The organism is Paraflavitalea devenefica (assembly GCF_011759375.1).
Lineage (GTDB): Bacteria > Bacteroidota > Bacteroidia > Chitinophagales > Chitinophagaceae > Paraflavitalea > Paraflavitalea devenefica.
Genome location: NZ_JAARML010000007.1, coordinates 300345 through 324734, shown reverse-complemented (window position 1 = coordinate 324734; position 24390 = coordinate 300345). Strand labels below are relative to the sequence as shown.

Here is a 24390-nt window from a genome sequence, read left to right as displayed (position 1 = left end):
TTACGAACTGACTGTGGATTCACGAAATATCACAAACCGGTTTGTGTATATTCAAAAACTGATCTTTTGGTGCGTGAACACTTGACAATTGTTTATTTTTAGTATGTCATTCATTCTCTACGGCACATAAACAGCGCAACGATGAACCGACACCTACTTCTGCTGACTGTTTTGCTGGCATTCCATGCCACGGTTACCGCAAGACAAACAGACCCGGCCAAGTCACCTGTTTCCCCACAAAAAGCTGCCTTATTGGAGCGCCTGGCCCTGACCAGGCCGGATACAGGCAGGGTACATGCGTTGTTTGCCCTGGCTGATTTTCACTGGCGCAAGGAATATAGCCTTGACAGTATGATCAGTTATGGCAGCCGTTCTCTGGCCCTGGCCAAACAATTGAAGTATGAACCGGGCATTAATGAGAGCGCCAATCTCCTGTGTATAGCCTATACAAAGAAAGACAAGTACGATAATGCCAGAAGCCTGCTGCCCCAGGTAAGTAAGGAGCAGCAGGTACGTTTACTGATCCGTATCGGCGAAGGATTTCTGTTCAGTCCCGGGTTGAAAAAGCCTGCACTGGATACTGCTTTGACGTATTTTACCCGGGCGCTGCAAACTGCCCGGGCCATTGGATCGGTTGAATGGAAACACGAAAGCCTTATTGCGCTGGGCAAGTATTATTTTTCATCGGAACAATTGCAAAAAGGGAAGGATGCTTTTCTCGAAATTATCCGTGATCTGCAACAAAGTAAAGAGCTTTCCAGGGAAGCGCATATCTGGTCGGAACTGGGTAAATACATGCCGGACACGGACAGTAGTTACCGGGACGTCATGTGGGCCCACGGAACAGCGCTGCAATTGTACCGCCGGTTGAAAGACACCGCGAACCTTTATTCTGTGATGGAAGATATGGCCGCCGTGAATATGTTCCATTACCGGTTCGATACGGCCAAAGCCCAGTTCCTGCAAGCATTGGAATGGCGTAAGCAACTCGGCAGGAAAAAGCTATATCCCGCTACCCGGGCGCTTGGCTGGCTGAGCTTTGCTACCGGTAACCTTGAAGCGGCGCTGGAGTGGGCACTGATCACAGAAAAGAACGAGCAGGAACTTGGAGACCCGCCGAGTGCTTATAACAAGGCGCTCCTGGGCCTCATTTATGCAGAGGACGGGCAACACCTAAAGGCCCTGTCTTATTTCCTCGACTGCAAGGACGCTGTCAGATTCCTGCCTTACTTTATTGCACAGCGGGTAACAGACGAATATATCCAGTTGGGACAACCGGATAAGGCGCTGGCCTACCTGCAGGAGATGGAAGCCCAAAAGCCGCCGAAGAACCCGCACCAGGAGCAATCTATTGCTGCTGCCAAAGGCGATGTTTATGCTGCGCTCAATAAGCCGGCGCTGGCCGGACAATATTACCGGGAGATGATGGCGCTTGACAAGCCGGCCCGGCAATTCAAGGCCCGTGAGATTATGCCGATGTACTTCACTGTAACCGGCGCAGAGGTTAATTATAAAATGGCCCGCTTCTATGTGCATCAGCAGCGTTTTACAGAAGCGGCGCCTTACCTGGCCATAGCCGCCAGGATGAATGCGAACTCGCCCAACCTGTTTTATATGGTGAGCAACCTGCGTGATATCCGCCGGCTGCAGTACAAGATAGACTCGGCCGCCGGTAATTACCAGGCTGCGCTGGAGCATCATCTTCAATATACTCTACTTAATGATTCTATAGCTGATGTTGCCAAAACCCGTCGTCTGAACCGCCTCCAGGTGGAGTACGAAACGGAGAAAAAGGAATTGATCATCCGCCAAAAGGATACAGAGATAAAGTCAGCGAACGAAACCAGTCAACTGCGGCTGGATAACCTGAAGCAGGCACGTTTCATTCGCAATATCAGCATCGCCGCCACCCTCGTATTCCTGTTACTGGCGGTACTATTTTACAGGCAGTACCGGCAGAAACAACGTGCCAACCAACTGGTGACTACACAGAATGATCAATTGCAACACCTGCTGAAAGAAAAAGACTGGTTGCTGAAGGAGGTGCACCACCGCGTGAAGAACAACCTTCAAACGATCATCTGCCTGCTGGAATCGCAGGCGGTATTCCTGGAGAACGATGCACTCAAAGCCATTGAAAGCAGCCAGCACAGGATCTATGCCATGTCGCTGATACACCAGAAACTTTACCAGGTTGACAATATGAAGAGCATTGAAATGAGTAACTATTTGCCTGAGTTCATCCAATACCTCAAGCAAAGTTTTGGAAATACGAATAAGATCCTTTTCCAGACCGAGGTTGAGCCGCTGCGGCTTGATGTATGCGTCGCCATTCCCATCGCGCTCATTGTTAACGAAGCCGTTACCAACTCCATCAAATATGCGTTCCCAGGCGATCGCAAGGGCACTATACAGGTGTACATGTACCAGACGGCAGGCGAAGCAGTGCTGGAGGTGGCCGACGATGGCATCGGTATCGATGAGGACATCAAAGACAAAACCCTTAATTCGCTGGGCGTGGAGCTGATGAAAGGATTAAGTGAAGAGATCAATGGACAGATTGAATTTGTCAGCGATGGAGGAACAAAGATCACCGTCAGATTTACCCCCAATTCTCTATTCTATCCTACCTTTCAGTCTGAAAAAGAAAAGGAGGTATCGGTATGAACATCCGGATATTGATAGTGGAAGATCAGTTCATCGAAGCCAATAACTTAAAGCACACGTTGCTGGGAGCCGGATACGAGGTATGTTCCATTGCCCGGTCTGTGCCTATTGCCCTCACCATTCTTGAAAAGGAAAAGCCCCACCTTGTACTACTCGACATTTTTTTGCAGGGACCGCTTACCGGCATCGATCTCGCCAGGACCCTGGAGAAACAGCATATCCCCTTTGTATATCTTTCGGCCAACTCGAATAAAGAGGTGCTGGATGCTGCCAAAAGCACCAAACCATACGGTTTCCTGGTGAAGCCATTCCGGAAAAGCGATGTGCTGGTGATGCTCGATGTGGCGTGGTACCTCCACCAGGAAAAGGAAGCGAGCAGGAAAGCCAACAGGCCAGCACCCGGTCCACCCGCTGATGCAGCCACCGGCGGCATTATAGGCAGTGGCCCTGCCCACCAGGAGTTATTGAAGCATATCAGGATCGTGGCCCCTTCCAATACTTCCGTGCTCATCCTGGGAGAAAATGGCACCGGCAAGGAACGGGTGGCACAGGCCATTCACCAGTCCTCTCCGCGCAGCACGAAGCCGTTCGTGGTAGTGAACTGCGGCGCTTTACCCGCCAACCTGATCGAGTCGGAATTGTTTGGTCATGAAAAAGGCGCCTTCACGGGCGCCCTCCATCAACGCATCGGGAAGTTTGAACAGGCCGACGGTGGAACTATTTTCCTGGATGAAGTAGGGGAACTCCCCCTTGATGCACAGGTGAAGTTCCTGCGTGTGCTCCAGGAAAGAGAAATAGAAAGCATTGGCGGCCGGGTTAAAAAGATCAATGTGCGCATCATCGCCGCCACCAACCGCGACCTGGAACAGGAGGTAGCAGCCTGCCGTTTCCGGGTGGATCTTTATTACCGCCTCAATGTATTTCCCCTGCACCTGCTTCCCTTGCGTGAACGGAAGGACGATATTTTGCCGCTCGCCCTTCATTTTTTGGCCATCCATGCCCGGGAAGCAGGAAAAATCATCAGCGGCTTTTCTTCAGCAGTTATTCATACCCTTCTACAGTATAACTGGCCCGGCAATGTGCGCGAATTGCAGAACATCGTGGAGCGAACCGTTTTGCTGGCAGAAGGTACGGAGATCGATCACCTTCTCCTGAAAGCGGGATCCCTTCCGGCCGGCAGTGCCGCCACCACCACCGATACGAAGAAGACCAAGACCATGGCAGACAATGAAAGAGACCATATCATAGCTGTACTTGAACAATGCAACTGGAAGATCTCCGGCAAAGGAGGGGCCGCGGAACTCCTCGCTATCAATGCCAATACGCTTTTCTCACGGTTGAAGAAACTGGGCATAGAAAAGAAGGTCAGCGCCCGCAAAGGCGAAGCTTAATGATGGCTGGTCTGCTACTATTCTTTGCAACGCTCGCATGCTTCCAGCCCTTTACGTCAGCTCTCAAAAAAAACTGCCATCCGGCGTCATCGTAGCCTACGGCCTGATATAGTCAGGCACTCCTTGTTCATTTGCCAGTATTGAGTCGCGTTGGGATGGACTACAGTTGTCGTATGTCCCAGCACTACCTGTGGAGGATTATCCTCTATACTGGAATTGGCCATTTTGAACTTCAGTTTATCGCCAGCCTGCAGGTAAACTACCCTTTTTAACCGGGCCGGTTTGGAGTCGGCCTCGTCTACATTCTTATAGTAGTCCATGGAGAAGACCAACTTTGTGGTATCGTTCTTTTCCATACACAGCATGATAAAACCAATAGGTGGTTGGGTGGGCGTTTGAAAAAACCTTGGGAACCAAAGAAACACTTCAAATTCATAGTGCCCGTCTACCGGTGCAGTAAATACGCTGTCCTTGAAAACTCCGTAAGGGTCTGCTTCTTCAAGGGGAAAACGCAGGAGATTGGTATAAGGATAATTCCATTTCGTGCCAGCCTGGCTCAGTAATGGCCAGAAAAAATTCTGGTAGACGGTGGTAAAATAAGTGTCTTCATTGAGGCCTCTTGTGGCTCTAAAATAATAATCAGGGCCGCCATCTTCGTCTTTGCCGGGTACCCATTTATTGTTCGCCTGGTCCCACTTTAATGTGTAGCCATGATAGAGCGTACCCGACAGGTCAACTTCTTTTCCCTGGATTTTAGTAAGTGTAGGGTTGGGGTATTTACCGCCGAGGTCGCCACCTGCATCGCCCTGAGGCCTGGCATACATAGCGTATGGCGCACTCAATATCTGTGTAGCGCCCATGTCGGTATAAGTTCCGTCCTTGTCATGATCTACCTCTACCTGCAAAAACTTGGTTCCATTGGCCCAGTCTACCAGGTTAATACTGCCCTGTTGAGCATCTGCACCAGGCCCGTTTACAGCTACTGTTACCAGTCCAAACTGATTGGTGGTTACCGTACGTACTTCGGTATAGTTAGCAGCGCCATTAGGACCGCCATGGCGGATACGTAAACGCAATGACACTGTTTTGTTGGCCATGGGTTGTCCATGTTCATCCCGCAATACTGCCTGGTAATTGAATTGCTGGGGCGCCTGCCCAAAACCGGTCCTGCCAAATGAACAGATTAATAATAGGAAAACAAAGCGTACAAGATGCCGTTGCATATGCAATGATTTATTGTTTGAGAAGGATTGATTCAATGACGCATCAAAATTATCCTCCTCTTTACCTACCAGGAACCACCGGTTAATAACTGGCGGCTCCGGGTAAATAACTCACAACGGTATATGGCTATTCAACAATAATAAAGCCTGCAATCAATGATTACAGGCTTTATCATTAGCAGACAGCTAACCGGATTCAGCCGGCCTGTGTTTTGTATAATAAGAATTTTTCTTTCAGCTCAATTGTATTCTGTACCTCCAGTTTTTCAAAAGCCCGTCTGCGGTAGGTGCTGATGGTTGTTATGTCGAGGTTCATTTTCTGCGCTATTTCTTTGGTGCCCATTCCTATGACAACATATTCCACTACTTCCAGTTCTCTGTCGGACAACCGGTCGACAGGGTTTTGGGAAAGGTTGGTGGGGGACTTGTTTAACAGCGATTCTTTCAGTTCCTCACTTAAATAGACTTCGCCTTTAAAAATGCTGCGGATCGCCTTTTCGAGTTCTTCGATGGAGGTTTGCTTGGACAGGAAGCCGCGGACCCCTTTTTCAATGAACCGCCTGGCATAAATTCTTTCCGCATTCATAGAATAAACCAGGATGCTGGTGTGGTGGCTGCAGGCTTCGATTGGCTGGATGATGGAGAAGATATTCCCATCGGCCAATACCATATCAAGAATGGCATAGTGTATCCGTTCGCGGGAAAGTATTTGTGCTACTGCTGTACAGGAATTTGCTTCTATGCAATGGTATTTTTCGGGAAAGCTCTCTATCAGCATCCTGATTCCACGCCGTACTATTTCATGGTCATCAGCAATCAAAACGGTTTCCATGGGATACGCAAGATTGGTGGTACAATTGGTTGGGCGCCCGCAATTTAGATCATTTGTACCACTTTCAGTTAACCATGCATCATATTACTGGTATCTGTTATCTTTCTGAATTGAAGAATGACTGTTGTTCCCTCGTTCAACGCGCTTTCCACTTTCATATGGGCATCGACCAGGCGTAGCAGGTCTTTTATAATGACATATCCAAACTGGTATTTTGAGGTTTCCCCAATGGAATAACCGGCCACAAAGGATTCTGTATTGTTTAGTTTCCAGACTAATTCCGGTGGCATACCGGCACCGGTATCCCTAACAGTCAATAGCACCCCGTCTGCTGTGTTTTCGCTTTTGATACTGATGTCCCCCTTTCCGGTATATTTCATGGCATTCATGGAAAGGTTATATAGAATAACGCCCATGGCCTGCCGGTATTGGATCATTTCGGTGTGTTCAGGAACATCGATCTGAAATGACAGTCCTTTTTCTTTGGCCAGGGTAGCTGGTATTTCAACTGATGCTGTTATCAATGCATGCAGATCAAATCTTTCCGGTTTCATCTTTACGGACTGGTGATGGAATTTGATCCAGTTCAGGATGTTCACGGAAAGTGATTCCAGTTCCTGCGCCACATTGGCAATGAAGGTGGCTGTATGATAGGAAGCATCCGACTCCGGGAAAGCCTCCCGCAGCCTTTTGCTCATATACCCCATGAATTTAAGCGGGCTGATCATATCATGGCTGATGATGCCGATCAGTCTTGCTTTGATGTTATTGTCTTCTTCCAGCCGTACCTGCTGGTTTTGCAATTGTGAGAGCTGGCTTTCGAGCTGTTTACTTTGTTGTTCTAAATCCCGGGTTTGCAAGTTTACCAGTTCCTGCAGTTCTTCTTTTCGCTTCGCAATCCTCGCGGTTCGCCATTTTATCACTCCTCCCATCAAGGCTATAAAGCCCAACGCACACAACACATAAAACCACCAGGCCTGGTACCAGGGTTTCAATATACGGAACCCGATCACTGTAGTCCCGAACTGGTTAGGCTCAAATCCATTTCTTACCCGCAGGTATAAGGTGTAGCTGCCTGGTTGTAGTCCGCCGAACTGGATGGTATTGTTTTGAATAATATCCTGTGTTTCCCATTCCTCATGATAGGGTTCCAGCTTATAGGAGAAATAGATATTCTCCGGATTGCCAAAGTGAGGCATGGTCAGCCTGAAACGCAGGTTGCGGGCAGGGTAGGGCAGCGCCTGCAGGTAATCATCATTTGCCTGGTGCAAGGCAGCATCTGTCCGTACTTCATCAATAAAGATCTGTCCTGCGGGTGGAGGGCTATGGGGCCGGAGCGGATCAAGGATCGCTACTCCATTCATGGTAGGAAATGAGAGCCAGTCATTGCTCAACCTGATGGCGCAGGGCTGGCAGCCGCCATTGAATTCTGTATTAAAAACGCCATCTTCTTTTCCAAAGTAGTGGTAGTATATTTCAGGCAGGTCTTTTTCCCAGGCTGTTGTCAATGCCTGCCAGCTTGCCTTAAACAGCCCGCGGTTGGTGCTGATCCAGCAGTATCCTTTTTCATCGGGCATAAAGCAATGCGCGTGGGAGAGATACCCGTTCTTGTCGAGGGGCATTTTTTTTACGACTCCGTTCTTATACATATAGAATCCCTGCCCATAGGTGCCGATCAGCAGGTAATCGCCATGTTTACATAAGGCGCGTATTTTCGTCGTAAGCCCGGGAATAGGAATGGTGTCGAGGACCGCCGGTCTGTTCCGGTGAAATAGCAACAGCTTGTTTGTTGCAATGGCCAGCGTGCCTGGTTTCCATTCGACTGCTGCATCGGCAGACAGGAAGTCCTTCACGTTGTTGACGCTGCCGGGCAATTGATAAAGCACCCGGTAGCGGTCGCCGGTGATTTCGGCTATCGCCAGGTCGAAAATAACGTACATATGGCCGTCCATTTCCGCAAATACCGTCTTGGCCGCCCAGTTGTTAATGAGCATTTTTGTAACCCGGCCATCCCGGTGATGGTAGTGAAAGATGGTATCTACCACAGAGAACCAGCAATCGCCCTGCCTGTCCTGATAAATATTAGTGCGGGGAAACCGGAAGCCTGATTTTGCCCTGATCAGCTCTCCCCGGGATGTAAATGTAAGTCCGGAAGCGGTAGTAACGGTTCCGGGTGTGACTTCCACCTGGGCATATTCTTCCCTGCCTGCCTCGATGGTGGGATCTGCCCGCACCGGGTGTATAAACGGTGTTCTGACAACGTAGAGGCCGTTGGTTTCGCTGCCTAAAAAAAAGAGTCCTTGTTCTTCCCACAGGCGGGCGCAGGTGATGTTGCCGTTTTGCGGACAGCATTCCCGGCACACGGGCTGCAGGTGAAGGCTGTCGCGCTGACCCGTTAGCTTCCAGAGATCCTGCCCATTAATGATAAGCGGCGCCTCCATACCTGGCATCCAAATGAGGCGGGGTTTCTCTTTCTCCCAACTGTTGTTGCGGGGCAGGCCGTGAATGCGGACGGGCTGTAATTTTCCCAGGCTATCGTTATACCACGAGAGTTCCAGGGCCGAACGGACAAAATAGGTGGCTGCATTCAGCTTCACTACCATATCGAAGCCCGGAAAATCCAGCAACCTGTTCCGGGCTGCCTGGTAATGATACGCCTGTTTGAAATGGATAAATGAAAAGCTGCTGCTGTCACCGGCCTCATCGTGAAATACCACCCAGGGAGGCAGAAAGGAGGAAGGCTTCAGGCTGCGGAGTTTTTCCACCACTTTTTCCGGCGACTGCATGTCATATCCCCCCGCACTTGGCCGGAAGGGTGGCGGTATAAAAAAAGTGTCGGTCAGGACGAACACAGCCCGATCACCATTGATCCGGTTCACGGAGAAATTATCATCTCCAAAAAAGACCGTTCCTTCCCTGTTGCGGGCAATGAGGGCAATGCGGGAGTTGATCAGTACTTCTTTACTGGCTGCAAAGCCGGTGAAATGTTTTCCATCGAAACGGACCAGCCCTCCCTGGGTTCCTACCCATAAGAAACCGTTCTTTTGATCGAGTTCAATGCCTTTAATGCCATTGGCCGGCAGGCCGTTTTCGTTGGTATAATGTTTAATGATATAGTTGTTCTGTGCAGGAAGGTAAAGGGGCTGGAACAGCCACACCATTAGTACGGTCAGGAGGGTGGGTAATCTTGTCAATGTGCTGTTTGTCATGATACGGAATAATGGCAATTTACAAAAACTCCGGCCATGGAAATGGCCGGAGTATGTACCTAATATCCTGCAAGTGTTGCTACACGGAGTAAGGTGCAGGGTTTATGGCTTTATGATGGTAAAGCTTTTTCGTTCTGTACCGTTGATCACCTGCAATATGTACGTTGCTTTCGGGAAGCGCTGCAGGTGTACGGTGCGGCCTGATCCGGTTCCTGTAACAAGCGGGTTCATCCGCTGTCCCCAGGCATTGTATACCTGTATGGTGGCGCGCTCATATCCTACAGGCAGGGTGACCTGTACCTTGTTGTCGGTTACTGTCGGGTATACTTTTATTTGTCCCAGACAATTGTTCTTTACAGGTATAATGTTGCTGTAGGTGTATTCCTCATCTATATCTACCATTTTCAGGCGGTAATAGCTGGTTGGGTTATCCGCTGCGGGATCGCTCCAGGTATACTCAAAAGCACCTGTATAGGGAAGTTCAGCGACTTTGGCATAGGTATGTCCGTCTTTGCTTTTCTCTACTTCAAACCGGCTGAAGTTGATGGCATCCGCCACTTTCCAGTCGAGGCGTGGCTGGCAATCCACCTGCTTGCCGGTGAAGCTGAGGAGGGTAACCGGCAGGGTGGAGGCTTGGGTTACTACTATCTGATCGTTGATAGCGCAACCATCCGGGAAGCTCACGTTTACGCTATAAGTACCCGGGCCGGCAACCAGCAGGGTATCAGCCTTGCTGTTGTCGTTCCAGGTATATTGGGAGCCGGGGGCGCCAAAGAACCCATCGGTATGCAGTGTGATCGGAAAATTAGCGGGTAGAACGGCCGTATCAGGTCCCAGGCCAAGGATGGGCGCTGCCCCGTTGTACGGTGCAATATTCCAGTTCACGTTGTTGCCGAGATTGGTGCTGTGCGATTGAGCTTCGAAAGGCGCTGCACTTCCCGCTGCAGTTATTCTTTGTAAGCGTACATAATCGAAGCTTACGGGATCGCCATTCTTCGTAAGGGTGGCATTGCTGGTGCTGGAGCTAACGATCTCTGTAGGTCTGCAGGGTGTACCACTGCCATACCAGGCATCGTTGACGGTATTATTGGTGCCGGCGGTTAAGGTGTACCTGTTGCCGGGGAAGAATATCAGGGTGTCCATCACGTTGTTGGTGCCGGTAATTGTACCGCTGCCTTTGTATTCCACCCTGCCGAGGGTATTGTTGCTTCCGGTAATTCCCACTGTTGAGGTGGTGCTGGGATCTGTAAAGGTGAGCCTGTTGATGGTAGTGGAATTCATGGCAACGGCTGTAGTAACATTGCCGGTTACCATTACGGTATCGTACTGCATCCCCTCAGCCTTGAAGTCGCCGGTAGTAATAATAGAATTGGCGGCATTCAGGGTGTGGTTGGCAATGGTGCCCTGGAAGCGCCAGCCGGTGGGCGCAATAACGGTGGAATTATGGATATCGATGGCGAACACATTGCCGGTTGCTGCCGAATTGTCGACCTGCTGTACCGTAAGCCTGAGCCCTGAAGCATTCAGCGCGCCGTTGTATAACCCGATATTGGTTTGAGGATTGTTGTAGTCGTTCAACACAGTGAGACTGCTGCCCGGTTTGTCGATATTAAAATCGAAGTTGCCCAATACATTGCCTTTCAGGAAGGCAGGAGTGGCTCCTTTGGCAGTCACCAATGCATTAAAAGTAGCAGCAGGATTGAGGATGATGCTATCGCCCCAGATCTCCATGTTCCAGGTGGCAGATTTATTCCAGATGGGCGCATTGGCGGCGCCTGTCCAGTTCACATTACGGGCATAAGCATTCCCGTTGTTCACGGTAACCGTTTTGTTGCCGGCCGTAAATCCGCTTCCTGCGTCGAAATACACATCGTCGTACACGGTAGGGATACAAGCGCCTGGCGCTCCCCCGCTGGTGGTGCTCCAATGGATCGACTCGTTCCAGTCGCCGGCGCCTCCCACCCAATAGCGGGCGGCCCCTGCAGCGGAATTAATGGTCCATCCGGTATTGCCCCCTGCGTTGGCGCCGTTAAAGGCAATGGGTGTAAGTGGCCCGGTAGCTGTCATGCCTTGCATGTACACATTGGCAATATGCAATTCCGCGGCTCCTGCAAACGCCAGGGCGCCTGCTGTGGGGTAGCCCCGTATTTCGGTAAGTCCGCTGCAGGTGGTTGCTTCTGCTTTAAAGTATTTGTTAATAGTGTTGGTTCCTGAAAAGAGGTAGTTCCGTGAACCGGCCAGGATCAATGAATCAATAGTGTTGCTGCCGCCTGTATAGCCGGCGCCTTTGTACTCCAGCCGGCGAATCGTATTGCCGCTTACAATTCTTGCTATACTGGTGGCCGAGGCAGAAGTAAAGGTGAGTTGCCCGAATGTAGTACCGCCGATGCTATAAATGGTAACATCAGTGCCCGAATAGGTGAGGTCCACCCAGGGATAAGTACTGCCAGGGGCATTGACCTGGAAAAACCAATCGGCAGTAATGTGCGATCCTGTAGATGTTATGGATTTATTGGCTCCCTGGTATATCCACCTTGAAGTGGTTGTAATAGTTGCATTGCTGATATCGAGGTTTCTGACCAGGTTATTATTGCTGATGAAGCTATAGAATGAAACAGTGCGCCCAGCCATATTCAGGTTACCACTCATAAAAAATATGCCACAACCGGCAGACAGGTTGCTCCAATTGTCCAGCAGGGTCAGCGAACCGCTGCCGGTTTTATAGATCGAGAGTTGAACAGTGCCCATTCCGCCGCCATTCATACTAAGGGTAGCTGCACTGCTGCCCCAGAATTCTATTTGTGCGTTCAGGGTAACGGTTGGTTGCAGCACCACGGATCCATACACCCGGAATGAGGCGGTAGCAGATTCATTGAAGGTCACTGTGCCCACACCGGCAGCCCAGGTCATGTCTTTACAGAAAGAACTGCTGCTGGTGGTAACCGTACCGCCGGCCGTCAGGCCGCTGTTTGCATCGAAGACCACATTGTCGCTGGTAAACGGTACACAGGCCCCGCCGGGGCCGCCGCTGGTGGTGCTCCAGTGAGCACGGTTGTTCCAGTCGCCAGCTCCGCCTACCCAATACAAGGTGGTGCCAGTGGTGCCGGGCTCGGTGATCGTAAAGCCGGCATTGCCTGTTCCATCGATCCCGTTCACCGCAAAAGGAGTACCGGGGCCCGTGGCCTTGACACCGGTCAGGATCACGTTGCTGATGTCTACCACAGCGCCTGCTGCAAAATTGACGGTGCCGGCCGTTGAATCACCATTGATCTCGGTAAAGGCCTCACAGGGCGCTCCCGCTACATAGAGGTATTTATTAATATTGAAAGTGCCCCAGAATTGAGTGGTACGGTTAGAGGCCAGTACCACACTATCCACCGTATTGGTGTAATTGCCGGACACCGCGAAATTGTCAAGGGATGTAATTTTGCGAATCACATTGCCTGTGCCGTCCATTGAACCGGCCACGCCAAAAAGAACACTCCCCACGGTATTGTTGCTGCCAATGGAGCCCTGTGCATTAAAAATAAGGGTATCTACGGTATTCCCATTCCCAATGTCTGAGTAGATAGCGCTGGCAGCCGGCGAAAATGTCAGCGCCGAAAAAGTCGAGTTGTTTATGATAATCACATTAGGTCCGGTTGCGGAAGTCACGGTCACCTTATTATAAGTACCGCCATCAGAATAGTAGTAAAAAGTTTTCAGCGTAGAGCCTGCCGCGTTAAGGGTTTTGTTGGAACCATAAAACTGGAAAGAAAGATTGGCAGTGAAATTGGCATTGGCCATGTCCAGCGTGCGCACATTGGTGTTGTTGGTCGAAAACTGGTAAATAGTAACTTTTTTACCGCTTATGTTGAAAGTGCCCGATGTGAGGATGACTACATTAGTGCCGGTAGTAGAGATGTTTGACGGTACGATCAGGCTATCGGTCACTGTGAGGCTGCTGCCCGGCTTGTCGATCTCCACACCGAACGGGCCCAGTACGGTACCATTGGTGGTGAGGGTGGCCGGAGCGGCTCCTTTAAATGCCGCAATGACCCGGTAGGTCGTAGTGGGGGAAAGCGACAAGTTGCCTGAGATCTGCACGGTAAAAGCAGCGTTGGCCGTAATGAAGGAGGGGTTGTTAGTCACATTGCCCCAGGTCATATTGTTACAGAACCCGTTGGCATCGAGGGTAACGGTTTTGACGGTGGCCGTATCAAAACCGCTGTTGGCATCGAAAAACACGTTGTCGGCTGAAGATGGTATGATGCTGGGGATAGCCCCGGCAGGGCTGCCCAGCCGCCAATGGCTCAGTTCGCTCCAGTTGCCGCCGCCGCCTACCCAGTAGTAGTCTAACGCGTAGAGTTGGCAGGAAAATAAGAGGGCCAGGATAAGTAAAGCTTTTTTCATTGGGATGATTGATGAATTAAAATAAATTGAAGGTATAGCCGAAGGAAAACATGGCTTGTACAGGAAACGGAAAACGCTTGTAGAATTAATTGTACAAGACGAGGGTAAATGGGCGGGGTTGAAGGGCTGCCTGAGCTGCCTCAAAAAACGAATGAAAGACTACGTCGCATTGTGCTATATTTGTAGGACATATTGGACTTATCAACTTACTATCATCATGAATGACCTGGTCAAAAATCTCGGGACAGTAAAGACGAATACGATGGCAGACGCTGTGGAGGCGCAATTACGGGCCTATTTAAAAAAGATGTCGTTTAAGCCCGGGGATTCCCTGCCCAAGGAAACTGAACTCGCCGATGCATTGGGCGTAAGCAGAAATGTTGTGCGGGAAGCATTAAGCCGCTTGCGCATGTTGGGCATGATTGAGACCCGTAAGCGCAGGGGCATGGTGCTGGTGAGCCCGGATATTTTGCAGGCTTTTGAACGGGTATTGGATCCACCCATTATAGATGACGCCACGCTGGAGGATATCTTTGAGCTGCGGCTGGTTATTGAGATGGGATTGGCCGACCTCCTGTTTACCCGTATGAAACCTGCTGATATAGAGGAACTTGAGACAATAGCTGAGCAGGAAGTAACCCATAAATCATTCCAGGTAAAGAATGAGATCGCCTTCCATGGTAAGTTATATGACATGACCGGAAATGCTACGCTCAAGCGTTTTCAGATCATGCTGCTGCCGGTATTCGCCCATGTTACTACTCATGTAGACAAACATATCAGTGGCAAGGTGGACCATAAAGGCCTGGTCAATATCCTCAAAAAAGGATCCAAGGAGGAATTTAAAAAGGGGATGTACGAACACCTCAAACCGCATTTCGATCGCTTGAAGTAAACAGGCCCGTTTTTTCCGAAAGTATATCCTGCCCCGGCCACCTATGCCGGGGCATTTTTTTATTATTCACCCTTGATTTCAGGATCTGGTTAAAAAAATTGCAGGGAAATAAAAAACACGCTGTATATTCGCTTATATGTAGGACATATTCTACATTTGGGTGGCTAACCAAACTACCCTGGAATAAGGGAGATTGGTTGGCCCGACCTGGTACTTTCTGATCCATTTTATCCGGTAACAGATGTAAGAGCATCTGCTAAAACAGATGAACGATTGCTGTAAAGCACGCGACCGGGCTTGCTATGTTTAAGACTAACGTTTAACCAAATATTAGCCATATGAAAGTTTTATGTTACCTGCTGCTGTTTTTTGGTTTGGTTATTCATTCCGCGCAAGGTCAGGGCGGAGGAGTAGTGGTGACAGGCACCGTGTCCTCTACCGGCAATGTCCTAACGCTGGCCGGGGCCAGTATACGTGAAAAAGGAAAGGATAACACCACCAAAGCAAATGCCAACGGAGGTTTTACCATCCGGGTTGCTGACTCCAACAGTATTTTATCGATATCCCACGTGGGTTACCAGACAAAAGAGATCGGATTAAAAGGCCGGACAACAATAGCTGTGGTGCTGGAGCCCCTGGTATTGTCCATGGACGGGGTAGTGGTGATAGGTTATGGTACCACTACCAAAAAAGATTTAACCGGTGCGGTTGGCCAGGTAGGCGTAACCGATCTCCAGAAAGCGCCGGTGATCTCTTTCGATCAGGCACTTGCCGGCCGGGTAGCGGGTGTGCAGGTTTCTTCTGAAGACGGGCAACCCGGCTCAGAAGGTTTCAATATTGTGATCAGGGGCGCCAATTCTTTAACCCAAAGTAATGCGCCCTTGTATGTAATTGATGGTTTCCCCACTGAATATCTCCAGCTATCAGCCATTAATCCCGAGGATATCAAAAGCATCAATGTTTTAAAGGATGCTTCCGCCACAGCCATTTATGGCGCCAGAGGCGCCAATGGCGTTATTGTGATTGAAACCAAAAGAGGCAGCAGCGGAAAGCCGGAAGTTACTTATAGCGGATCTTTTGGTTTTCAACAGGTAGGTAAAACAATCCCTGTCATGAGCCCTTATGAGTTTGTAAAGTACGAACTGGAAAGAAATCCTACCGCTTCCACAGATCTGTATTTAAGCGGTGGAAAAACACTGGAAGACTACCGGAATGTGGAAGGCACCAACTGGCAGGACCTGTTGTTCCGCCGATCTACGATGCAGATCCACAACATCGCCTTACGGGGAGGAAACAATGATACCAAATATTCCATATCAGGGTCTGTTTATGACCAGGAAGGCGTCATTATTAATACCGGGCAAAGCCGTTACCAGGCCAGGGTAGCCCTGGACCAAAAGATCAGCAATAAAATAAGTGCAGGTATCAATTTCAATTACAGCAAGACTGGTTATTATGGCCAGATTGCCGCCAATACCAATGCCGGAAATGGCGCCAGCAGTTATTTAATGTATGCTACCTGGGGTTACCGCCCCATTAACAGGCAGGCGCTGGATGATGTGGATGACCTGGAGGGCGAGTTGATCGATGATGATATTAATCATACTTCCGACTACCGGGTAAATCCTATTATTTCTGTTAAGAACGAGTACCGCAGGAATAAGATATCCAACCTGGTGGGGAACGCTTATATAACCGTAGCGCTTGCCGACAATTTAAAACTTAGGATCACCGGTGGGATAGATTCCCGTTTACAGCGCAGTGCTTATTTCTATAATTCGCTAACGTCCAGGGGCAATCCTGATTTACCGGTAAACAAGTATGGCCAGTTTGGCAATGTAACCTATAGCGAAAGGAGCACCTGGCTGAATGAAAATACGCTGACATGGACGAAGCTTATACATCAGAAACACAAGCTTGATCTGTTGGCCGGGGCAACCGTGCAGGGATCAAAAGCCGAGAGCTTTGGATTTACTGCCCAGCAGGTGCCCAACGGGCAGCTTGGGATTTATGATCTAGGCAGCGGCACCCCTTTGACCAATACCAGTTCAGCATCGGAATCTTCCCTGGTGTCTTTTTTAAGCCGGGTAAATTATGGGTTTAAGTCAAAGTATTTATTTACGGCCAGTTTCAGGGCCGATGCCTCTTCCAAGTTTGCACCGGAAAACAGGTGGGGATATTTCCCTTCTGCTGCCTTTGCGTGGCGAATCAGTGAGGAGCCCTGGATGAGTAAAATAAAAGCCATCTCTGAAGCAAAATTACGCACCAGTTATGGTGTTACCGGCAATAACAGGGTAGGCGACTTTGCAAGATACCCCAGTCTGTCTTCTCCGCTTGAAGTATCTTATTCATTCAATAATGGTTCTCCTTCACCAGGAATGATCCAGTCCTCTATGGGCAATGAGGCTTTGAAATGGGAAACTACGTCGCAAATTGATCTGGGTTTGGATGTAGGGTTGTTTGAGAATAGATTGTCTCTCACAGTGGAGGTATATGAAAAGACAACGTCCAACCTATTATTAAATGCATCATTGCCGTACTTGTCCGGATTCAACAGTATTGTAAAAAATATAGGGAAGATCAGGAACCGCGGTTTAGAGATCTCCCTGAACAGCACCAATATACAATCCCGTTCATTTACCTGGGAAAGCAGCTTTAATATCAGCTTTAACCGGAATAAGGTATTGGAGCTTACCGATAACCAGAAGGACCTGCGCAGCGCAGTAAGTTGGGAAGCTGCTTTCAATACGGTTCCCCTGTATATCGCTGAGCTGAATCAACCTGCCGGCCGGTTTTATGGCTTTCTTTCCGATGGTTTGTATCAGCTAGCTGATTTTGATGTATCGGGCAGTGGTGTATATACCCTGAAACCGTCTGTTCCCTCCAATGGCACCAGCCGGGCGAGCATTCAACCAGGGGATATGAAATACAAAGATCTAACCGGTGATAGTGTGGTTAATGAAAGCGACAAAGTTGTTATTGGGAACGGGATACCCAGGTTTATAGGCGGTTTCAATAACAATTTTACTTATGGGAATTTTACCCTGAACGTATTTTTTCAGTGGTCTTACGGCAATGATATTTATAATGCCAACAGAATGATGTTTGAAGGTAACATGAGTGCCAAAAACAGCTTGAACCAATACGCAACTTACACCAACAGGTGGACCATGGACAACCAGGGAAGCAGGATGTTCAGGGCCGGCGGCCAGGGGCCTAATGGTTATTATTCGGATTACTACCTGGAAGATGGTTCGTATCTCCGCCTGAAAACAATTTCCCTGAGTTATGCATTGCCACAAAAGCTGGTGAAGAAGGCTTCTTTCAAGGACCTGCGTTTGAGTGTAACAGCACAGAACATATATACGTGGACCAACTATTCGGGTATGGACCCGGAAGTATCGGTGCGTAACTCCACGCTTACACCGGGCTTTGATTTTTCTGCCTACCCACAGGCAAAAACCCTGGTTGTTGGCCTTAAAGCAACTTTTTGATCAATCATTTTATAAGCAATAAGATGAAAACAATAAAACTTTTTATCGCTGTTCTTTTCTTATTCAGCAGTATATCCTGTAACAAAATATTGGATAAAGAACCGTTGGATTTTTTATCGCCGGTCAATTCCTTTAATACCGAAGAGGACCTGAACCGGGCCTTAACAGCCGTATATGAGGTATTGGGCGATGGAAGCCTATACAGTGATTACTTGTATTACCAGTACGATATTGCTGATGAAGGCTTTTACTCGTTGAACACCTTATTGACAGGTCCCCAGTTGCACAACTACTTTGCATCCGATCCAAACATCACCTCAACCTGGCAGAACCTGTACAATGGCATTAGCCGTGCCAATCTGTTGCTGGAGAATATTGATAACGTGCAGCTGGATGAAACAAAACGCTCTGCCATTCGTGGCGAAGCGTTGTTCCTGAGAGCCTATTTTTATTTTCTATTGGTACAACACTGGGGCGACGTGCCACTGATCTTAAAAACGATCAAGACTTCTGCCGAAGCGCAGGTAGGTGAAACTGCTTCAAAAGACATTTATGAGCAGATCATAAAAGACATGACAGCAGCAGAAGCCCTGGTGTTGCCCATACAAACTTTGAATTTTAGCGGCCGGGTTAGCCAATCGGCGGTGAGAGGTATTTTGGCGAGGGTATGTTTGTATATGGCCGGTTACCCCGTAAACGATCACTCGAAGTATACAGCCGCCAGGGATTGGGCCAAAAAGGTGATGGAGGAAGGCGGGCATGCACTGAATGATTCTTACAGCCAGGTGTTTATTAACCTTGCGCAGGATAAATATGATATCAAAGAAAGTATATGGGAAGTAGAGTTCTGGGGCAATAATATGGATGCGTATACCGAAACCGGCAGATTGGGATCAAGGAACGGCATTCGCTGCACGGATGTTGATTCGGGTTATAGTCCGGGCCGTATCAACACTTTTGCCAATTTCTTCTATAAGTATGAAGTGAATGATCGTCGCAGGGATTGGAATATTGCCCCCTTTTCGTTTGGTACGGTAGCCGGTAAAACGGCCAGGGTTGCCTGGACGCCTGCCCAGATATGGAACCGGAATTGTGGCAAATACAGGCGCTATTACGAGACGTTGCTTCCCAGGAACACCAACTTCACCCCCTTCAATTTTCCTGTGCTAAGGTTTTCAGATGTGCTCCTGATGTTTGCAGAAGCGGAGAATGAGATCAACGACGGTCCTACGCAGGCAGCTATTGACGCGGTGAATTTAGTGCGGAGGAGAGGGTATGGGAAAACATTGTATGGCGAAGGAGTGAAAACCATTACTGTAAATACCCAGGGCACCGGATACACGGCCGCCACCACTGTAACGATAACCGGCGGTGGCGGCTCTGGCGCTACAGCCGTACCCACCATCAGCTCCGGTAAAATTACGGCCATTACCATTACTAATATCGGTCAGCAATACACATCGGCTCCCTCTGTCACCATAACCGGCGCCGGAAGCGGGGCTACTGCCACCGCCACTATCAGCTTGCCCGATGATGCCGATCTTACGCCTGCGGATATAGCAAGCAAAGAAAGTTTTCTCGGCTTTTTGCAAAATGAGCGCTCCCGCGAATTATGTTTTGAGGCATTGCGCAAGATGGACCTTATCCGCTGGAATATTTTCCTGCCGACCATGAAGGCGCTGTCGCAGGATATTACTGCCAATGCCCCGGCTGCCTTTAAATATGCCGCCAATACGGGAGCGAACGCAGCTGCATTTGAAAAAAAGTATTTGCTGTTCCCGATCCCTACTTACGAATTGTCACTAAACCGCTTATTAACTCAAAATGCTGACTGGTAACCTATGAAAGTATACTGCATAGCCGCCGCCTTTGTAATGATTACCCTATCTTCTTTTGGGCAGGATTATAAAAACCTGCTGAAGGCGATTGAACGCCAGGACCAGGAGATTTCGGCCAAGCGGGTAATGATGGCCCCCACCATTGATCTGTCGCAGGACACCACCCGGCAGACTGTTGTGGCCCGTGGCACAGACTCCATTTACCAGGGGCATCCGACTACCGTGTTATTGCCCAATGGGAAAAGCATACTCGCTGTCTGGACGATTAATCATGCAGGCTTTTGCGGGCCCATGAAACGAAGTGATGATGGTGGTGCAACCTGGAGCGACTTGCTGCCCGTGCCCGAAAGCTGGAGAACGGTTAAGAATTGCCCTGCCATTTATGAGCTTCCATCACCTTCCGGTAAAAAGACATTGTTTGTTTTTGCAGGTGCAGGTGCGACTGTTAACCAGATGCATCAATCTTACTCTACTGACCTGGGCGTAACCTGGTCGCCTATGAAGCCTAACGGTCTTGGCCCTGCCTCGATGCCCTTTTGTACCATCGTACCAGTAAATGGGGGCAAAAAACTGATCGCTATGACCAATATCAGGCGGCCCAACGAGACGGTAGAAAAGAAGTCGTGCATCATTGTTAAAAGCGAATCCGGTGATGGCGGCTTTACCTGGAGCCCCTGGAAAGTGGTATTAGATATGCCCGGTTTGAAAGTATGTGAGCCACAAATTATACGCTCACCCAACGGGAAGCAATTGCTATGTCTGATCAGGGAAAATGCCCAAAGAACATCCTTGTACATGACGAGCGACGATGAAGGGTTAACCTGGTCGGAGCCCAAACCCGTGTTGTTTGGATTATCCGGCGACCGGCACCAGGCCAAATATACAGCCGATGGCAGGCTGGTTATTGTTTTCAGAGATACCGGAAAAGGCAGCCCGACGCGGAATCATTTTGTGGCCTGGGTGGGTACTTACGATGATATTGTACAAAACAGAAAAGGGCAGCTCAGGATTAAACTGCTGCACAGTTTTAAAGGGGGAGACTGCGGCTATGCGGGATTAGAGGTGCTTCCTGATCATACATTGGTGGCTACTACTTATATAAAGTACCGGGAGGGCGCTGAGAAAAATTCAGTAGTCAGCGTACGATTTAAATTATCCGACTTATAATATAGCTATGAAAGATTTTATTCAGCCAGTATTTTTTTGTTTGCTGCTGTTTACCTGTTTGTTGCCGGGCGCCAATGCTCAGTCCGGGAACAGTGCTATACGGCGAGATGTTGCGATAACATGCGTAGCATCGGTTGATGTTTCGGTCAACAATTCCTTTTATGTAGGCAATAAACAGCCGCTGGTGCCCAATCCACTGCTCCAATTGCCTTTAGGTTCCATCAAAGCAAAAGGGTGGCTAAACACACAGATCAACCTGATGTCTGACGGCATGATCGGGCATCTTAATGAGATCAGCAAGTATTTAGATTCTACCAGCGGCTGGTTGGGAGGACCGGATAAGGGATGGGAAGAAGCTGCCTATTGGTTACGGGGCTTTTATGCGTTGGCGCAAATTTCAGCCGATAGTGTACGTCTCAGGAGAATTGCTTTTAAATGGATTGACGCTATTATTAAGTCGCAACAAGCCGATGGTTATTATGGAAGTACCTTCAATCGCCTTGTAAAGGATAAAAAGACGGGCGCTGCATTCGTTGATGTCTGGCCGCATATGCCTATGAATGATGCGTTGATCAGTCACTATGAGGCCACTAAGGATAAGCGCATTATTCCCCTGTTAACCCGCTTTTTTAGCTTTTGCCGGGATCTGCCGGACAGTCTTTTTTTACGGTCCGTTAGCTGGAACGATTTTGATTTCTACAGTGAGAAGCCAGTTTATTTCACCAGTTTCGCGCCTTTCATTCAAAATAAGCGCGCGGGCGAGTTTGTTCCCCAACTGGTATGGCTCTATAATCATACCGGTGAGCCCTGGTTACTTGATCTGGCAGTAAAGATCTATCATAAAACGCTGCCGGAAATGAATGAATGGATAGACCGCCATACGGTTAATTTTGCGCAGCGTTTTCGTTATCCTGCCCAACTGTATCCGATAACAGGTGATGCGCGGTACTTGCATAAGACCGACCTATTTTATAAAACCTTTATAGATGTATGGGGGCAGATGCCACGGGGCGCTTATGCTGCCGACGAACGTATCAGAATGGGCAAGCTGGATCCCCGGCAGGCGATTGAAACCTGCTCCATGATAGAATTGAACAATAGCCATTATATTTTAAGTGGCATCACTGGTAATACTACCTATGCTGACCGTATTGAAGATATCACCTTCAACCATTTGCCGGTGTCGCATGCACCGGACCATAAATCCCTCCGGTATTTAACGGCCTGTAATATGGTTTATTCGGTGCCTGGTATGGATTTTCGCAATAAAGCATTACAACCGTTGTTTGCGGCCGACCTTCACCGGTGCTGCCAGCACAACAGTGCTTCCGGCTGGCCCCAGTATGTAGCTCATCTTTGGCAGGCCACACCCGATAATGGTTTGATGGCCTGGTTGTATGGCCCTAATGAAGTGAGCGCCCGGGTTGGTAAAAAAGGCACGCTTGTAAATATTAATACGGAAACCCAATACCCCTTTACCGATGCTGTATCGTTTAAATTGTCCATGAACGGTACGGATGATTTCCCGCTGTATTTCAGGATACCAGGCTGGTGTAAGGAAGCGCAGGTGAGGGTAGGAGAACAAACCATGACCTTCCCGCAGCAAGCTGGGAAATTGGTGAAGATCAAAAGAAGGTGGAAGGGCGGGGACGTTGTTGCGATCAGATTCAGGATGGATGTAGGCGTTACCCAATGGCCACGCAATGGAGCAGTTTCTGTGGATAGAGGACCGTTAACTTTTTCTGTGAGTATAAAACAGGAATGGAAGGAAGAACCAGGAGGTACCCCTCAATGGCCCAGGTGGAGCGTTGCGCCTGCATCGCCCTGGAATTATGGATTGGCTATTGAGCCTGATTCTTTTCAACGCTCGGTTAAGGTGGAATTATCAATAGCTGTTGCAGCCCAACCCTGGACAGCGGCCAATGCACCTGTTGTGCTGCGTGTGCCTGCGAAGCGAATTCCCCACTGGGGCGCCTCCATCAACCATACGGTGGATGCTGTTCGTGAAAGCCCGGTACGTTCTGATGCGCCCGTTGAAATGATAGAGCTGATCCCGATGGGGTGTTCGCATCTCCGCTTAACGGTATTGCCGGTAATCAGTGAACGTAAGGATGCCCGTTACTGGACAGCTATTCCCGATCCTGAAAAGTATATGTATTCATCAGAGAAATGACCTCATGAGTAATTTTTTAAAGTTGCTATTGCTTTTGTGTCTGCCTTGTGCAGGCAGTAGCCAGGTAGTAAGTAAAACACCTGTCTGGAAACAAGGAGAGGATAGCATTTTTGCTTATTTCGTATATGGCCTTACTGTTACTCAGAAAGGCACTATCCTGGCATTTGCCGAAGCCCGGATCTCCAATAGTGCAGACGAGGGCCCCCATCATATCGTGATGCGGAGAAGTACCGATGAGGGTAACAGCTTTTCTGCCTCAGTCATATTGGTAGAGAGCAAAAATGGCGAGAGCTGGGCCAATCCTACCGTGGTGGAAGATCAACAAACAAAAGAAATATTCCTGTTCTATGCCCTGAATGATAAGAATGCCAGTACCCGGGTATTTTATATCAGTAGTAAAGACGACGGCCTAAACTGGTCACCGGCTATTGAGCTAAGCCATCTCTTCGAAAAAAATACCCATGGCTGGACTTTTCATCTACCCGGGCCTGGTCACGGCATTCAGTTAAGGAGCCAGCGGCTGATCGTTCCGGTATGGCATAGAAGATCTATCTCCTTCCCCGCCAAAGAAAGAAAATATGGTGTTAACTGTCTATACAGCGACGATCACGGCAAAACCTGGAAAGCAGGAGGGGATACGCCGGTGGGTGAATTGAATGAGTCGCAGATCGTTGAACAGAAGAATGGCGATGTATTGTTGATCGGCCGTACTTATTCAGGACTTAATGGTGTGTGGCAGGCAGCGGTGGTTAGTAAAGACGGTGGCATCAACTGGTCGGCTCCTATTGATTATGTAGCGGGCCTGACCGGCAAGGTGTGTGATATCGGCCTTGCACGGTATTCCTTCCGTCCCGATATCCTGCTTGTTTCACAACCTGCCGACCCGGGTAAAAGAAAGGACCTTACCATCAGGATGAGCCGGGATGGAGGAAAAACATGGCCCATCAGCCGATTGCTGGAAGCGGGTGGCGCCACCTATTCAGACCTTGTAGTGCTCCGGAATAAAACGATTGTATGTCTTTACGGGCATGGCGGTACAGAACATATGCCCCAGGCCGTGTCTCTGGCCCGGTTCAATCTTACATGGCTTCAAACCAACACTAAATAAC

At 49.0% G+C, this 24390-nt stretch carries 12 protein-coding genes; 8 read left to right on the top strand and 4 right to left on the bottom strand.

The genetic code is table 11. The features are described 5' to 3' along the window. The first annotated feature begins 141 nt into the window (after positions 1 to 141). Together HB364_RS30150 and HB364_RS30145 are read left to right on the top strand one after the other, a co-directional pair. Positions 142 to 2667 (top strand): tetratricopeptide repeat-containing sensor histidine kinase, encoded by a 2526-nt coding sequence (locus HB364_RS30150; protein ID WP_167292156.1) that lies wholly within the window; start codon positions 142 to 144, stop codon positions 2665 to 2667. Continuing rightward, the gene (locus tag HB364_RS30145) at positions 2664 to 4058 is read left to right on the top strand and encodes a sigma-54-dependent transcriptional regulator (protein ID WP_167292155.1); all 1395 of its coding nucleotides are present in this window, start codon (positions 2664 to 2666) and stop codon (positions 4056 to 4058) included. The genes HB364_RS30150 and HB364_RS30145 overlap by 4 nt, the downstream gene beginning before the upstream one ends. An 86-nt stretch (positions 4059 to 4144) precedes the next feature. Here the strand turns inward: HB364_RS30145 and HB364_RS30140 are convergent, their stop codons facing one another. From HB364_RS30140 to HB364_RS30125, 4 genes are all read right to left on the bottom strand, one after another. Continuing rightward, complete coding sequence (locus HB364_RS30140) at positions 4145 to 5281, bottom strand: hypothetical protein (protein ID WP_167292154.1); 1137 nt, start codon at positions 5279 to 5281, stop codon at positions 4145 to 4147. Positions 5282 to 5477: 196 nt separating this feature from the next. Further along, positions 5478 to 6113: a response regulator gene (locus tag HB364_RS30135; protein ID WP_167292153.1), complete on the bottom strand. Its 636-nt coding sequence runs from the start codon at positions 6111 to 6113 to the stop codon at positions 5478 to 5480. A 68-nt stretch (positions 6114 to 6181) separates the two neighbouring features. After that, positions 6182 to 9322, bottom strand: a complete 3141-nt coding sequence (locus HB364_RS30130; RefSeq protein ID WP_167292152.1) for a sensor histidine kinase — start codon at positions 9320 to 9322, stop codon at positions 6182 to 6184. A gap of 102 nt (positions 9323 to 9424) precedes the next feature. Beyond that, on the bottom strand, positions 9425 to 13714 hold the full coding sequence (locus tag HB364_RS30125) for a T9SS type A sorting domain-containing protein (RefSeq protein ID WP_167292151.1): 4290 nt from the start codon (positions 13712 to 13714) through the stop codon (positions 9425 to 9427). A 217-nt stretch (positions 13715 to 13931) separates the two neighbouring features. On the opposite strand from HB364_RS30125, the gene HB364_RS30120 reads away from it, so the two are divergent. The 6 genes from HB364_RS30120 (at position 13932) to HB364_RS30095 (ending at position 24389) form a co-directional block, all read left to right on the top strand. Continuing rightward, entirely contained in the window at positions 13932 to 14609 is a 678-nt protein-coding gene (locus HB364_RS30120) for a FadR/GntR family transcriptional regulator (protein ID WP_167292150.1), read from the top strand. Positions 14610 to 14947: 338 nt separating this feature from the next. Beyond that, positions 14948 to 18103, top strand: coding sequence for a SusC/RagA family TonB-linked outer membrane protein (locus HB364_RS30115; protein ID WP_167292149.1), 3156 nt, complete (start codon positions 14948 to 14950; stop codon positions 18101 to 18103). 23 nt (positions 18104 to 18126) lie between these two features. Next, on the top strand, positions 18127 to 19941 hold the full coding sequence (locus tag HB364_RS30110; RefSeq protein ID WP_167292148.1) for a RagB/SusD family nutrient uptake outer membrane protein: 1815 nt from the start codon (positions 18127 to 18129) through the stop codon (positions 19939 to 19941). A 3-nt stretch (positions 19942 to 19944) separates the two neighbouring features. After that, complete coding sequence (locus HB364_RS30105) at positions 19945 to 21108, top strand: sialidase family protein (RefSeq protein ID WP_246228659.1); 1164 nt, start codon at positions 19945 to 19947, stop codon at positions 21106 to 21108. Positions 21109 to 21115: 7 nt separating this feature from the next. Next, the gene (locus HB364_RS30100) at positions 21116 to 23281 is read left to right on the top strand and encodes a beta-L-arabinofuranosidase domain-containing protein (RefSeq protein ID WP_167292147.1); all 2166 of its coding nucleotides are present in this window, start codon (positions 21116 to 21118) and stop codon (positions 23279 to 23281) included. A 4-nt stretch (positions 23282 to 23285) separates the two neighbouring features. Then, complete coding sequence (locus tag HB364_RS30095) at positions 23286 to 24389, top strand: sialidase family protein (RefSeq protein WP_167292146.1); 1104 nt, start codon at positions 23286 to 23288, stop codon at positions 24387 to 24389. Position 24390 lies beyond the last annotated feature (1 nt).

Excerpts from the sequence above, each read along its gene's own strand:
- HB364_RS30150 (WP_167292156.1), top strand. The coding sequence starts at position 142 with ATGAACCGACACCTACTTCTGCTGACTGTTTTGCTGGCATTCCATGCC.
- HB364_RS30145 (WP_167292155.1), top strand. The coding sequence starts at position 2,664 with ATGAACATCCGGATATTGATAGTGGAAGATCAGTTCATCGAAGCCAAT.
- HB364_RS30140 (WP_167292154.1), bottom strand. The coding sequence starts at position 5,281 with ATGCAACGGCATCTTGTACGCTTTGTTTTCCTATTATTAATCTGTTCA.
- HB364_RS30135 (WP_167292153.1), bottom strand. The coding sequence starts at position 6,113 with ATGGAAACCGTTTTGATTGCTGATGACCATGAAATAGTACGGCGTGGA.
- HB364_RS30130 (WP_167292152.1), bottom strand. The coding sequence starts at position 9,322 with ATGACAAACAGCACATTGACAAGATTACCCACCCTCCTGACCGTACTA.
- HB364_RS30125 (WP_167292151.1), bottom strand. The coding sequence starts at position 13,714 with ATGAAAAAAGCTTTACTTATCCTGGCCCTCTTATTTTCCTGCCAACTC.
- HB364_RS30120 (WP_167292150.1), top strand. The coding sequence starts at position 13,932 with ATGAATGACCTGGTCAAAAATCTCGGGACAGTAAAGACGAATACGATG.
- HB364_RS30115 (WP_167292149.1), top strand. The coding sequence starts at position 14,948 with ATGAAAGTTTTATGTTACCTGCTGCTGTTTTTTGGTTTGGTTATTCAT.
- HB364_RS30110 (WP_167292148.1), top strand. The coding sequence starts at position 18,127 with ATGAAAACAATAAAACTTTTTATCGCTGTTCTTTTCTTATTCAGCAGT.
- HB364_RS30105 (WP_246228659.1), top strand. The coding sequence starts at position 19,945 with ATGAAAGTATACTGCATAGCCGCCGCCTTTGTAATGATTACCCTATCT.
- HB364_RS30100 (WP_167292147.1), top strand. The coding sequence starts at position 21,116 with ATGAAAGATTTTATTCAGCCAGTATTTTTTTGTTTGCTGCTGTTTACC.
- HB364_RS30095 (WP_167292146.1), top strand. The coding sequence starts at position 23,286 with ATGAGTAATTTTTTAAAGTTGCTATTGCTTTTGTGTCTGCCTTGTGCA.